This is a genomic window from Nonomuraea sp. 3N208 (genome assembly GCF_052245935.1).
GTDB lineage: Bacteria > Actinomycetota > Actinomycetes > Streptosporangiales > Streptosporangiaceae > Nonomuraea.
Map to the genome: position 1 here is coordinate 76,068 of NZ_JBQQBR010000028.1, position 12,122 is coordinate 88,189.

13 protein-coding genes are annotated in these 12,122 nt (G+C 68.3%); 5 read left to right on the forward strand and 8 right to left on the reverse strand.

All coding sequences use genetic code 11. From position 1 onward, the window contains the following. Positions 1-226: 226 nt before the first annotated feature. Together ACTWPT_RS36605 and ACTWPT_RS36610 are read right to left on the reverse strand one after the other, a co-directional pair. The gene (locus ACTWPT_RS36605) at positions 227-715 is read right to left on the reverse strand and encodes a GNAT family N-acetyltransferase (protein ID WP_443182092.1); all 489 of its coding nucleotides are present in this window, start codon (positions 713-715) and stop codon (positions 227-229) included. Beyond that, positions 712-2,262 carry an XRE family transcriptional regulator gene (locus ACTWPT_RS36610; protein ID WP_443182093.1) on the reverse strand — a complete coding sequence of 517 codons (1,551 nt, stop codon included), beginning with the start codon at positions 2,260-2,262 and terminating at the stop codon, positions 712-714. Before ACTWPT_RS36610 ends, ACTWPT_RS36605 begins: the two co-directional genes overlap by 4 nt. Before the next feature lie 277 nt (positions 2,263-2,539). Between ACTWPT_RS36610 and ACTWPT_RS36615 the strand changes: the two genes are divergently transcribed. From ACTWPT_RS36615 to ACTWPT_RS36630, 4 genes are all read left to right on the forward strand, one after another. Next, on the forward strand, positions 2,540-2,824 hold the full coding sequence (locus ACTWPT_RS36615) for a hypothetical protein (RefSeq protein ID WP_443182094.1): 285 nt from the start codon (positions 2,540-2,542) through the stop codon (positions 2,822-2,824). 610 nt (positions 2,825-3,434) lie between these two features. Continuing rightward, a complete protein-coding gene (locus tag ACTWPT_RS36620; RefSeq protein ID WP_443182095.1) occupies positions 3,435-4,253 on the forward strand; it encodes a mechanosensitive ion channel family protein in 819 nt (272 codons plus the stop codon). A 4-nt stretch (positions 4,254-4,257) separates the two neighbouring features. Further along, on the forward strand, positions 4,258-4,644 hold the full coding sequence (locus ACTWPT_RS36625; protein WP_443182096.1) for a globin: 387 nt from the start codon (positions 4,258-4,260) through the stop codon (positions 4,642-4,644). Positions 4,645-4,662: 18 nt separating this feature from the next. After that, entirely contained in the window at positions 4,663-6,165 is a 1,503-nt protein-coding gene (locus ACTWPT_RS36630) for a glycoside hydrolase family 13 protein (RefSeq protein ID WP_443182097.1), read from the forward strand. Here the strand turns inward: ACTWPT_RS36630 and ACTWPT_RS36635 are convergent. From ACTWPT_RS36635 to ACTWPT_RS36645, 3 genes are all read right to left on the reverse strand, one after another. After that, a complete protein-coding gene (locus ACTWPT_RS36635) occupies positions 6,160-7,323 on the reverse strand; it encodes an MFS transporter (protein WP_443182098.1) in 1,164 nt (387 codons plus the stop codon). The genes ACTWPT_RS36630 and ACTWPT_RS36635 overlap by 6 nt on opposite strands. Then, entirely contained in the window at positions 7,320-7,739 is a 420-nt protein-coding gene (locus tag ACTWPT_RS36640; RefSeq protein WP_443182099.1) for an acyl-CoA thioesterase, read from the reverse strand. The genes ACTWPT_RS36635 and ACTWPT_RS36640 overlap by 4 nt, the downstream gene beginning before the upstream one ends. Before the next feature lie 140 nt (positions 7,740-7,879). After that, complete coding sequence (locus ACTWPT_RS36645) at positions 7,880-8,491, reverse strand: TetR/AcrR family transcriptional regulator (protein ID WP_443182100.1); 612 nt, start codon at positions 8,489-8,491, stop codon at positions 7,880-7,882. A 186-nt stretch (positions 8,492-8,677) separates the two neighbouring features. Here ACTWPT_RS36645 and ACTWPT_RS36650 point away from each other — a divergent pair, with 186 nt between their 5' ends. After that, positions 8,678-9,079, forward strand: a complete 402-nt coding sequence (locus ACTWPT_RS36650; protein WP_443182101.1) for an NUDIX hydrolase — start codon at positions 8,678-8,680, stop codon at positions 9,077-9,079. 4 nt (positions 9,080-9,083) lie between these two features. Here ACTWPT_RS36650 and ACTWPT_RS36655 read toward each other — a convergent pair whose 3' ends face one another. The 3 genes from ACTWPT_RS36655 to ettA all read right to left on the reverse strand — a co-directional run bounded on the left by ACTWPT_RS36655 (position 9,084) and on the right by ettA (position 12,068). Then, a complete protein-coding gene (locus tag ACTWPT_RS36655; RefSeq protein ID WP_443182102.1) occupies positions 9,084-9,335 on the reverse strand; it encodes an SCO4226 family nickel-binding protein in 252 nt (83 codons plus the stop codon). Positions 9,336-9,742: 407 nt separating this feature from the next. Next, complete coding sequence (locus tag ACTWPT_RS36660) at positions 9,743-10,255, reverse strand: VOC family protein (protein WP_443182103.1); 513 nt, start codon at positions 10,253-10,255, stop codon at positions 9,743-9,745. A gap of 148 nt (positions 10,256-10,403) precedes the next feature. After that, positions 10,404-12,068, reverse strand: a complete 1,665-nt coding sequence (gene ettA / locus ACTWPT_RS36665) for an energy-dependent translational throttle protein EttA (protein ID WP_443182104.1) — start codon at positions 12,066-12,068, stop codon at positions 10,404-10,406. Positions 12,069-12,122: the final 54 nt, after the last annotated feature.

The window sequence follows — 12,122 nt, forward strand, 5'->3', positions numbered from 1 at the left end:
GGCTTGCACATCCATACCAGGAGAAGGCCTGAGCCGCTCATTTTCCACCATGGCCCATTAATGGGAAATGAGTTTCTTCCTGTGGGAAAAGCACCGCGAGGGAGTCACGCCGCCTGATTGGCGGCCATCGGCGGGGACGTCACGCCGGGGTATCCGGGGGCGGTCACCGGGAAAGACGGGAGTGCGGCCCCAGGAGGGGGTGGTGGGGCCGTACGGGAGTGCGGGGTCAATGCTCGAGGACGGCCGGCAGGACCAGGCGTTTCTCGCCGTAGACGACGATCAGGTCGCCCACGCGCTGCCTGGACAGCTCTCGCCAGCCTTGGCGCTCGTACAACGCGAGCGCGGCCTCCTGGTTGAGTGTCGTGTCTCCGACGACGCTGTGGAACCCGAGCTCCACCGCGCGCTGCTCGAGCGCGGCTAGCATGGCCGCGCCGAAGCCACGCCGCTGGAACCCGGGATGGACTCTCAACCGGCAGACCTCAGCGGTCGTGGTGTCCACTGGTTTCAGCCCGCCCATGGCGACGACCCGCGAGGACACCTCGCCCACGAGGAAGTCCCCGCCGCAGGCCAGGTAGATCTCCTGGATGCGCGGGAAGTCGTCGTCGTAGTAGACGCCGTCGCCGGGAACCAGGCCGACCTCCGCGAGACAGATCCGATGGAGCGCGAGGATGGTGTCCAGATCGGACCACCGATAGCGTCGGACCGTCAATTTCATGCACCAGCCCCTTTCATTAGGGTCTTGGGCCGCCGCAACGCGGCCCGGTACTCCGGCAGTCCTGGAGCGTTGGCGTCCTGCGCCGTAATCATCTGCTCCAGCGCCAGGGCCGGGCGCACGATGAAGTCGGTCAGGTATTCGTCCCCGACCAGCAACAGCGCCTTCGTCCCGATGGCGAGCGCCTCCTTGACGTCGCCGTCGATCAGGCGGCACTGCGCCTGATCGAGCCTGATCAGCGTCTGGTCCACGATGTGGTCCTCGTATTTGGTGAGGGCCTGGTCGAGAACCACCTCCGCCTCGATCGTCTGGCCGAGCTTGGTGAGCACGTCGCCCTGGTAGAAGTAGAGCTGCTTCTCGGTATAGCCGAAGGCGACGTCCTCCTGGTCCTCCTCGCGCATGTGCGAGAAGGCGTTCCTTGCCCGGGCCAGCGCGCGCTTGGCCTGGTCGACGACCTCCTTCTTGCTGTCGGCCCCCGACATCATGGCCAGTGCCCTCGCCTCGACGACCGGCGCCATGGCCTGGGCGGGGCACGGTGTCGAGCCGGCCAGGTCGCGGCTCTTCTTGGCCAGATGCAGTGCCTCGCGGGCGTCGCCGAAGTAGAGGGGGACGAGCGACTCACGGGCGCACACCCACGCGCGCAACGCGCGATCGCCCGTCTCGTCGGCCGCCGTGCGCCCGGTGCGGAAGAACGCCCGCGCCAATCGATGATCGCCGAGGTTGATCAGGATCATGCCGCTCAGCCCGGCCAACTGAGCGGCCATCCTGCACAGGCGCTCGGCCAGGTCCGTCGGCTGGCGGCGGGCCATGGCCGCGCGCACGGCGCTGAGCTCCAGCAGCACGTCGCACAGCAGCCGCAGCGGGGCCGTCGTGGTGTATTGGCGACCGAAACTGCTCGTCGCCTCCTCCCACTGGTCCAGCATCGCCGCCGACACGGTGGCCGACACGAGGGTCTCGTCCATCCGGCGCCTGATGCCCTCGCAGGCGCCGAGCACCGGGCCGTCGAGCTCCGCGAGGGAGGTGTCGACGTTGAGCAGATTTAAGAGCATGCGGCGGAGGATGTTCTCATCCTCCTGAGCGTCCGGGTCGGGCGGCATCGGATGGATCACCAGCTCGCGCTCCATCGGCAACAACGGGGCGCGTTCCTTCGCCTCCCCGCCCAGTAGAGCGGGCATCCGATGGCCGTGGCCGCAGATGCACGGCCCGTCGTAGCCGAGCGCGGCCGGCTCGACGCGGTAGACGGTGCACAGGTAGTGCAGGTATTCGGGCCCGGGGCGCTTGAGCCCGCTCTCGTACGCCGACAAAAGCGTCTCGCCGATCCCCGGCATCGGCTTCTTGTCACGCTCGAACAGGGCTCTGACCTGCTCGATGACGTCGGCCAGCGCGATCCCGTGGGAGAGCCGGTGCGCCTTGATGCGGGTCGTGCTGAATTGGGTCGTGCACGCCTCATGGATCTCATCGGCTATCTGGGCCGACGTGCGCCCGGCGGCCAGGCCTCTGGCCCGGACCTGTCGCGCGATCTCCGTCTCCCGGTGCTGCCTGCCGGTCATCCCGGCCCCTCTCAACGCATGTCTCGACCGGTCCACAACTGGTGACTGATCGTAGTCGCCATGTTGCTCTGCGCCTACCCATGACTATGAAGCAATGAGGGCGGCTTGGAAACGCCCACTCGCAAGATTACGGTTAAGGATCGTCCTCCGAGGGGCTGTTTCTTACAACCCATGAGGGAAAAGCAACTCCCTGTAGCCAAGAACCACGCGTTGCATCCGCCGCCGACATGAGACATCTTTGGCCCACCAGCAGCGATTCGTAGGGAGGACGAGAACGGTGGGGGACGACGACTTCGAGCTATTGGACCGTCTCGTGGCCGAACTCGGCGCGCTCGGGTTGCTCGCACGAGTGGTCAGTGCGCAGAGCGGACGCCGGTTCGTACGGGTGATCAACCCGAACGCGACCAGCCTGTCCGAGAACGTCACCTGTCGGCCGACGGCCGTGTCCGACATCCCGGACTGGTGGTACTGCTGGTCCTGGGGCGAGCGGATGCACACGGCCGACGACCCGGCCGGTGCGGCGACGAAGGTCGCCCGCGTGCTCGCCGCGGTGGGGGAGTGACGACGCGGTGATCCGGGTGGAGCGCAGCCACCGCGGCTCACCGTACCCACGGCGGCCATGCGGAGCCGGCGGGGTGACCGGTGCGGAGGGTCCCGGTATGCCGGGGCCCTGGTCACTCCGCCGGTTCCGAGTTCAATCGCGTCACCTCCCGTACGGCTCGCACCCGTACGCACGAAGCCACCCGACCGGTCCGCCGGGCGGGTGTTCGGGGGATCCCTCCCGGAACCGGCGCGGGACATGCTTCCGGGTGTGTGTCCTGCTCCGAGCCGTCCGTCACCGGAGCGTCGGCTCTCTCCCTCCGCGGCCCAGAGAGCAGGCGACCCCGTCTTCCCCGGCGTGATGTGACGGCGGGCGGTTCAGCCGACGGTATTTTGGATCGAGTTCGAAACGGTCCAAGCAGCCGGACCGAACCGCTTCCGGAGGGGGATCCACTCAAGTGTTACTGCTGGTGACACCGTCGCCACAGCCCGAGTCGACGCCATCAGGCCTTCCCGACATGGACACAGTGGCTCAGCAGATGGCCACGACCTGCACAAACGACCCGCTTTGCTCTAGCCTGGTCGGGATGTTTGGGAATGCGCCTTGGGCGGGGTTGGTGTCGAGTGCGATCGTGATCGTGCTGATCGTCGTGCTCGCGTTCGTGATCCGCAAGATCGCCCACCGGGTGATCGCGCGGGTGGTCAGTCGCGCGGCGACAGGTGGCTCGCTCACGAACAGATTCCGCAGGGGCGCCGCGCCCGACGGCCTCGACGCGCTGCTGCACGAGCGGCGCAAGCAGCGGGCCGAGACGATGGGGTCGGTGCTCAAGCACGTCGCCTCGATCGTCATCATGGGCACCGCGGCGTTGACCGTGCTCGAGCGGCTCACCGTCCCGATCGCGCCACTGCTGACCAGCGTCGGCATTCTCGGCGTGGCCATCGGCTTCGGTGCGCAGGAGCTGGTCAAGGACTTCATCGCGGGCATGTTCATGTTGCTGGAGGACCAATACGGCGTCGGCGACGTGATCGACGTGGGCCCCGCCGTGGGCACGGTCGAGGCCGTGACGCTGCGCGTCACCAGGCTGCGCGACGTGGACGGCCGGGTCTGGTACGTGCGAAACGGCACGATCACCAGGGTCGGCAACGAGTCGCAGGGCTGGTCGCGGGCGTACATGGACGTCCCGGTGGCCTACGACGCCGACATCGTGGGCGTGCGGGTGCTGCTGGAGCACGTGGCGGAGGAGGTCTGGGCCGACCCCGAGCTACGCGAGGCCAAGATCGTGGAGCAGCCGAAGGTGTTCGGCGTGGAACAGCTGTCGGACAGCTCGCTGGTGTTCCGCATCACCGTCAAGACATTGCCGTCCGCGCAGCCGGAGGTGGCCAGGGAGCTCAGGCTCAGGGTCAAGGCCGCGCTGGACTCCGCGGGCATCACCATGGTCGCCACGGCATAAGCTGATGAGCGTGACTGAGACCTCCTTCTACGACGCCGTCGGAGGCGAGGAGACCTTCCGCCGCCTCGTGCACCGCTTCTACGAGGGGGTCGCCGAAGACCCGGTGCTGCGGCCGCTCTACCCGGAGCCCGACCTGACGGGCGCCGAAGAGCGGCTGCGGGGCTTCCTGATCCAATACTGGGGCGGCCCCAAGACCTACAGCGAGGAGCGGGGCCACCCGCGGCTGCGCATGCGGCACATGCCGTTCGTGATCGGCGAGCCCGAGCGGGAAGCCTGGCTGCGGCACATGCGGGACGCGGTCGACTCGCTCGATCTCCCGGACGAGTTGGAGACCAAGCTCTGGGACTATCTGGTCTACGCGGCCCACAGCCTGGTGAACTCACCCGCATAACGGGGCATGAGACGCCACATGGATATCCCCTGGTGGCGTGATGCCGTCGTCTACGAGATCTATGTTCGCAGCTTCGCCGACGCCTCGGGAGACGGCGTCGGCGACCTGGCCGGGGTGCGGGAACACCTGCCGTACCTGCGACGGCTGGGGGTCGACGCCATCTGGCTGACGCCGTTCTACCCCTCCCCGATGGCCGACGGGGGCTACGACGTGAGCGACTATCGCGGCGTCGATCCGCTGTTCGGCTCGCTGGCCGGCTTCGATGCGCTGGTCGCCGACGCGCACGGGCTCGGGCTCAAGGTGCTGGTGGACATCGTGCCCAACCACAGCTCCGCCGAGCACCCCTGGTTTCAGGCGGCGCTGCGCGGTGAGGGCCGCGACCGGTACATCTTCCGCGACACGATCAACAACTGGCAGTCCACCTTCAGCGGGCCTGCCTGGACGCAGGTGGCGGACGGCCAGTACTACCTGCATCTGTTCGCTCCCGGGCAGCCCGACTTCAACTGGCGCAATCCCGAGGTGCACCGGGAGTTCCTGGACATCCTGCGGTTCTGGCTGGACCGGGGCGTGGACGGGTTCCGCATCGACGTGGCCATGGGCCTGTACAAGGCGGCGGGCCTGCCGGACGTGGGCGACCAGTCGTTCAAGGCGGTTTCCCCGGTGTGGGGGCAGCCGGAGGTGCACAACGTCTACCGCGACTGGCGACGGCTGCTCGACAGCTATCCGGGCGAGCGCATGGCCGTGGGCGAGGTGTGGACCGACAGCCTCGAGGACCTCGCCCTCTACGTGCGTCCTGAGGAGTTGCAGCAGAGCTTCAACTTCGCCTGGCTGCAGGCGCCGTGGTCGCCGACGGCGTTCAAGAAGGTCATCGACGACACGCTCGGGACCGTACCGTTCGCGACCTGGGTGCTGTCCAACCACGACGTCGTACGGCACCGCACCCGCTACGGGACGGCCGACCCCGGCACCGGCCTCGCGCGGGCCAGGGCGGCGCTGCTGACCATGCTGGCCCTGCCCGGTTCCGCCTACCTCTACCAGGGCGAGGAGCTGGGTCTGCCCGAGGTGACCGACCTGCCCGCCGAGGCCAGGCAGGACCCGGTGTTCTTCCAGTCTGAGGGCAAGCTGCCCGGGCGCGACGGGTGCCGGGTGCCGATCCCGTGGACGGTGGACACGCCCTCGTACGGGTTCTCGCCGGGCGGGGTGGAGCCGTGGCTGCCGCAGCCGGCGACGTTCGCTGAGCTGAGCGTCGAGAAGCAGGAGGGTGACACCGACTCGACGCTGGAGTTCTACCGCCGGGCTCTGGCCTGCCGCCGCGGCCTGGTGAGGGAGATTCCTTATACGTTGGAGTGGAAGGAGTCTCCCGAGGGTGCACTTTTCTTTACCCGCGGCCCGTTGATCTGCGCGATCAACTGCGGCACCCGGCCGGTACGCCTGCCCGAGCACGACACCGTGCTGTTGGCGAGCGGTCCGCTCAAGCGGGACCTGCTGCCGCCGGACACGGCGGTGTGGTTGTCGTCATAAGCCCTTCGGGCGCTCGCCGCGAACGGGGACGACAGGCACGGAGAGCAGCGTGCACACCAGCCCCGCCGCGAAGCCCGCCCAGAACCCGGCGCTCACCATCAGCACCCCGGCCAGCGGCGTGGCGACCAGGGAGACGGAGTTCTGGACGGTGTTGTGGGTGCCGAGCACCCTGCCCGCCCACACCGGGCCGGCGAGCTCGCCCGCCGCCAGGTAGGCGAGCCCGTTGCCGGCCACGGTCATCACCGCGGCCAGCGCGAGCATCGCGGGCCCCAGCCAGGTGCGCGTGAGCGTGCCGCCGGCCAGCAGCGCCAGCACGCCGACGTTGGCGAACGTGATCAGCAGCAGGGGCCGCATGCGCAGCCCGGTCCGGTCGGACCACCGCCCCACCGCGATGCGTACGACGGCCCCGACGATCGCCGCCACGCCGAATAACCGCCCGGCCGCCACGCTGTCCCAGCCGTAGAGCTCGACCAGGCAGCTCACGCCGTACGTGCTGACCACGATCTGCGGCACGACGTGCAGCGCGCTGGTGGCGTGCACCCGCCACAGTGCCGGCTGCCGGTACGGCGAGCCTGCCGGCGCCGTGTCGCGGCCGGCGATCTCGTGCGGCGGCTCGGCCAGGAAGATCGCGGCCAGCACGGCGGCGACCAGGCTCGTGCCCGCGCAGACCAGGAGCACGCCGGGCAGGCCGTGGGCCCGGGCGACGGGCGGCAGCGTGAACGCACCAACGGCCATGCCGAGCGTGAAGGAGACCTGGCGCAGGCCCATGGCGACGCCGCGTTCGGGAGGCTGGAACCAGCGCAGCACGATCCGTCCGCCGCCGACCATCGCGGCCGAGCCCGCCGCGCCGGCCAGGGCGAGCACCACGACCACCGCCCACGCCCGGTCGACGAACGCGACGGCGGCGAACAAGACGGCCGCCAACCCCACGCCGACGCCCAGGATCAGCCGCTCACCGTGTCGGTCGGCGAGCGCTCCCCAGGCGACAAGGGCGACCAGGATGCCGAAGGCCGGGGCGTTCGCCATGATTCCCGCCACCGGCAGCGACACACCAAAATGTCGCACGATTTCCGGCATGACTAGGGGCAGCGCGAACAACCCCAAGCTGACACTGGCATGGGCGTTGACGCCCAGTGCCAACATCCACCAGCGCCTCATAGGGAGAAACGTTTGAGGTAGGCCAGCTCACTCTCGCTGAGCCTGCGCGGGGCGGCCCGCTCGACGTCATAGGCGGCGATGACCGACATGGCGGTGACGTAGACCTGGTCGTCGTCGCGGATCTCGTAACGCAAGGTGAACCGTACCGGCCTTACCTCCTCCACCCAGGTCTCCACCCGCACGGGGTCGGGGCGGAAGCCGAGCGGGCGGCGGTAGTCGATCTCGTGCCGGGTCACGACCAGGCCCTTGAACGGCTCCTCACCCGCGTTGTGAAGGTCGATGGCGAACATGCCGAAGCGGGCGTCCTCCAGGTAGTCGAGGAAGCGCACGTTGTTCACGTGGCCTTGGGAGTCGATGTCGGCGAACCTCACCGTGCGAGGGTAGATGTGCCGCTGGGCCGGGGTACGTTCAACCACGTCCGCCACCGTACCGGGCCTACCCCCGCGACCCCGCCGCGGCCCATCCCGTCCGGCCTGCGTTCCTCACCACCCGACCCTCCAACCGCGGTGCTCACGGCCGGCCCACGGTCGCGGCGGCCGCCGGGTCGTGTCGGCGCTCAGCCGTCTTCGAGGACCTTGAGCGGGTCGAGGCGGCGGATCAGGGTCATGGCGGCCTCGATGACCTCCCGCGCCTCCTCCTCGGTGTCCGAGGTGGCGACCTCGCGTGCGGCCTCCCCGATGATGCTGGTCAGCACTACCACGGTGAACCTGTCGAGCGGATCCCCTCCGGCGCCCAGCAACACGGCGTTCTGGCGTACCCACTCCCGGCCCCTGGTCCGCCGGATCAGCTCGAACCCGGGCGGCCCGTCGCCGTCGATGAACAACCTGACGAGGTCCCGTCGCTCCCATGCCCCGTCCAGGTAGGCCCGGGCGCCCGCGATCAGCAGCTCCACCGGGTCCTCCACTCCGGCCTTCTTGGCGGCGGCCACGCTCGCCGACGACGCCTGCTCGTGCGCCGCCTGGTGGTCCTCGTAGAGTGCGAGGAACAGCTCGGTCTTGCCACCGAAGTGGTGGTAGAGGCTGCCGACGCTGGACCCGGCGCGGGCGACCACCTCAGAGACGCTGGAGTCGGCGAACCCATGCTCGCTGAAGACCTCGCGTGCCGCCTGCAGCATGCTCTTGCGGGTCTGCGCCGTACGGCTCCACTCCCACGAGGACTTACGTGCCATGCGCGAATCGTACCGCCGCCGAATTCTAGGATCCCGATCTTCACAACGTCGGGCGATGCTGCGAACCGCGTGACGTTTCCCAGCGTGACGCATGCCGGCAAGAGGATCATGAGACAAGGGCCGGCAAGTCCTCAGAGATCATCATGAACGGGCACCAGGCCCGTCGGCACGAGCGGAAGGACGACATTGAGCACCTTCTTCGACAAAGTCGCCTGGATCCACCTGGAGAACGGGAAGATCCTCAGCACTCGGTCGCGCGGCAAGGACGTGTACTATCTGCCCGGCGGCAAGCGGGAGGCGGGCGAGACCGACCTCGATACCCTGATCAGGGAGATCGACGAGGAGCTCGCCGTCGTCATCGTCCCGGCCAGCGCGGCACATTTCGGGACGTTCGAGGCGCAAGCCGACGGGCACGCTGACGGGGTCAACGTGCGGATGATCTGCTACACCGCCCGGCACCAGGGCACTCCGACGCCGAGCAGCGAGATCGACGAGGTGGTCTGGCTCACGTACGCCGACCGGGACCGCGTGGCCCCGGTCGATCAGATCGTTTTCGACCAGCTCCACCGGAGTGGCCGGCTCCTTTAACCTGCTATTCGATCTCGACGGGGACCTCGTAGATCTCCGTCGTCGGGTGCCCGGCCTGCTCGTGCACCCGCAGGACCGCCTCCTTGGACGGCCCGGTCGACAGGCAGAACACCTTGCCCGACTCCGGGTCGAGCCAGGAGTGCTCGAAGTGCACGCCTTCGGATGCCTCGATCTCCAGGTCGCGCTGGTGCTCCTCGCGCAGCTGCTCCATCGTCGCGCCGGCGAATCCGCTGTGTATGTCCATGAACTTCGCCATCGTGGATCCCTCCCCCTTGTGTGACCTTTCCCGGAAAGGGGGTCCAAATCGTTTCCATCGCCAGGGCAGCTCTCGTTCATCCGCCGACGAGCTTGCCGGCAGGAACGTCAGGACCCAGAGGACACCGGCGGCAAGCATGGACCACGCCCCACGCTCGCTGTCCAGCAGCGTCAGGACAATGGAGGTACTGAAGCACACCAACCCGAGCAGCCCGGTCACACCGATCCTGAACGACGAACGACGGTTGCCGGAGTGGATCACGTCATGGCGAACGCCGGCCCAGCCGAACGACCTCGACGGCGTGCCGTCCCTCCGGGCCGAGCTCGACGTAGAACGCCACACGATCGCCCTCGTCCAAGCTCTGGTACCCGCGAACGGGACGGTAAGAGACGCTGGGGGCCGGGGCCTCAAGGGCTGGGGACGCCGTTGCCGCTCCTGCCGCGGCCGGCCAGCACGTCCTCCAAGGTCGGACGCCAATCGGCTGCGTCCCACGGACCGGGCTGGGCGAGCTGGATCAAGACGCCGTGCGCCTCCTTCGGGTGCAGGAAAACCTCCTGCCAGCGCGGATCGGATCGGTCGAGCCCGTACAGGCGATAGCCGCGGGCGGTCAGCCGGGCCACGGCCGCGGTGAGGTCGTTGACGTGGAAGTTCAGGTGGTGGACGCCGCCCCGTGCCCGGGTGAGCTCGAAGAAGCTGTCGAAGAAGGTCGAGTCGGCCAGGGGCTCCATGAGCTCGACCTTGCTGCCGTTGGCGTACGAGAGTTGCAGCGTCCGGTAGCCGGCGGCCAGGTTGTCGCCGCCGCCTCCGAGGTGCCGGCCGCCGAGCAGGTCGCGGTAGATCGGCAGCAGGTCCCTGATCCGAGGCGCGGCCACGGCCGTGTGGTCGAAGGTCACCTCGAGGCCGTCCAGTTCCAGGTCCAACGCACGACTCCTCACTCCAGGCCAATCCTAGAATTTAATTCTAGCCGTTGGCCGGTCCGGAGTCCGACGCTGTGTGCGGCACGCTCGCCGCACACACGCCAACAGGCGTGTGAACGGGTCGCTCACACGCCTGTTGAATACGCGCGACTCAGTCGCGGTGCAGCTTCCGGTATGTCACCCGGTGCGGGCGCGCCGCGTCGGCGCCGAGGCGGTCGATCTTGTTCTTCTCGTAGTCGGCGAAGTTGCCCTCGAACCAGAACCAGTTGGAGCCTTCCTCCCACGCCAGGATGTGCGTGGCGATGCGGTCCAGGAACCACCGGTCGTGCGAGGTGATGACGGCGCAGCCCGGGAAGTCCAGCAGGGCGTTCTCCAGCGAAGACAGGGTCTCCGTGTCGAGGTCGTTGGTGGGCTCGTCGAGCAGCAGGACGTTGCCGCCCTGCTTGAGGGTGAGCGCCAGGTTGAGCCGGTTGCGCTCGCCGCCCGACAGCACGCCCGCCTTCTTCTGCTGGTCAGGGCCCTTGAAACCGAACGCCGCGATGTACGCCCGCGACGGCATCTCCACGTTGCCGACCTTCATGTGGTCGAGCCCGTCGGAGACGACCTCCCAGACGTTCTTGCTCGGGTCGATGCCGCCGCGGCTCTGGTCCGCGTACGAGATCTTGACCGTGTCACCGACCGTGATCGATCCCTTGTCGGGCGTCTCACTACCGGTGATCATGCGGAACAGCGTGGTCTTGCCGACGCCGTTGGGGCCGATGATGCCGACGATGCCGTTGCGGGGCAGGTCGAACGTCAGCCCCTCCATCAGCAGCCGGTCGCCGAAGCCCTTGGCGAGCTCGTCGGACTTGATCACCGTGGTGCCCAGGCGCGGGCCCGGCGGGATCTGGATCTCCTCGAAGTCCAGTTTGCGGTGCTTGTCCGCTTCGGCCGCCATCTCCTCGTACCGCTGGAGGCGGGCCTTGCTCTTGGTCTGGCGGGCCTTCGGGTTGGACCGGACCCACTCGAGCTCGTCCTCCAAGCGCTTCTTGCGCTTGACGTCCTTCTGCCCTTCGACCTTGAGCCGCTGGGCCTTGAGCTCCAGGTAGGTGGAGTAGTTGCCCTCGTAGGCATAGGCGCGGCCGCGGTCCAGCTCCAGGATCCAGCCGGCGACGTTGTCGAGGAAGTAGCGGTCGTGGGTGACGGCCAGCACGGTGCCGGCGTACTTCTCCAGGTGCTGCTCCAGCCACTGCACGCTCTCGGCGTCGAGGTGGTTGGTGGGCTCGTCGAGCAGCAGCAGATCGGGCCCCTCCAGCAGCAGCTTGCACAGCGCGACCCGGCGCCGCTCACCACCGGACAGCTTGGTCACCTCGGCGTCCGGCGGCGGGCACCGCAAAGCGTCCATCGCCTGCTCAAGCTGGCTGTCAAGCTCCCAAGCGTTACGGTGCTCCAGCTGATCCTGCAGCGTGCCCATCTCGTTCATCAGCTCGTCGCTGTAGTCGGTGGCCATCTGCTCGGCGATCTCGTTGAAGCGCTGGAGCATCGCCATCGTCTCGGCGACGCCCTCCTGCACGTTGCCGAGGACCGTCTTCTCCTCGTTCAACGGCGGCTCCTGCTGAAGCATGCCGACCGTGAAACCGGGCATGAGCCGGGCCTCGCCGTTGGACGGCTGCTCCAGGCCGGCCATCATCCGGAGCAGCGTCGACTTCCCGGTGCCGTTCGGCCCCAGGACACCGATCTTGGCTCCGGGCAGGAACGACAGCGTGACGTCGTCAAGGACAACCTTGTCGCCGTGCGCCTTGCGCACGCGCTGCATCGTGTAGATGTACTCCGGCATGCCCTCTAGCTTAGGGGCTCCCAACCCGGGCTTCCGCCGCTCCTCCCCAGGAGC